This window comes from Streptomyces tremellae (assembly GCF_039540215.1).
Taxonomy (GTDB): Bacteria; Actinomycetota; Actinomycetes; order Streptomycetales; family Streptomycetaceae; genus Streptomyces; species Streptomyces tremellae.
The window spans coordinates 1-869 of record NZ_BAABEP010000157.1; the positions used below are offsets into that span (position 1 = coordinate 1).

1 protein-coding gene is annotated in these 869 nt (G+C 72.3%); it reads right to left on the reverse strand.

The window, feature by feature from the left end; genetic code table 11:
- Nucleotides 1–141 precede the first annotated feature (141 nt).
- A partial coding sequence (locus ABEA77_RS33800; RefSeq protein ID WP_345655979.1) for a trypsin-like serine peptidase occupies nt 142–869 on the reverse strand: 728 nt, incomplete at its 5' end.

An 869-nucleotide genomic window follows, 5' to 3' on the forward strand; every position in this document is an offset into this window, starting at 1 on the left:
CGGGCCGGCCGGTCCGCCGCCGGGGCCCGTACAGCCCACCGGCCGTCCGGCCCTCTGTCCGGTACGGGCGCGAGCGCGGCGGCGTGCGCCGTGCGGGCGGCGGTCCGTTACCGGCCGCCGCCCACGCGGCCCCGTCCCGCCTTACGCCCCCGCCTGCTGATAGAGGCTCAGGGCCTCGTTGCCGAGGTAAGGGTGGTACTCGTTGCTGCCCGCGCTGACGCTGATGTTGCCGACGAGGTAGCCGCCGCCGGTCGAGGTGTCGAAGCCGGAAAGGAAGCCGCCACCACTCGATCCACCGGTCTGCACGCAGTCGATCCCCCACATCGTGGAGCCCTCGCGGCCGGTGTCGGGGAACTCGGTGCCCTCGCAGTGGTTGAGGCGCTCGCCGCCGCCCTCGGCCGCCGAGCCGCCGTAGCCGAAGGAGTGCACGTCCTGCCCCGTGGGCGAGTTGAAGGCGATGCCCTGCGCGCCCACGGTGTCCGCGAGGGTCCGGCCGTTCAGCGGGGACAACCGGGCGAAGGCGAAATCGTAGTTGGCGTTGCCGCCGGTCGACACGTACTCGTCGCGATGGAAGAGGGCGGAGGCGGTGAACGTGCCGTAGGGGCGGTTCCCTTCGGCGTAGCCGGGGATGAAGACCCAGTTGCGGTAGACCTCGCCCGTCGAGGCGTCGACCACGCAGTGGCCCGCGGTCAGGACGACTGACTTGTTGTCGCTGTTGGCGACGGTGGCGGAGCAGGCGAAGGTGCCGCCCGAGGCGTTCTGGAAGAAGACCTTGCCCTCGGTGGTGGCGATCAGGCCGCCGCCGGTCCACGCCGTCTCCTCGGTGTGTCCGGCCGTCGAAGTGCCGTCCGCCACGGGGGTGCTGAGGC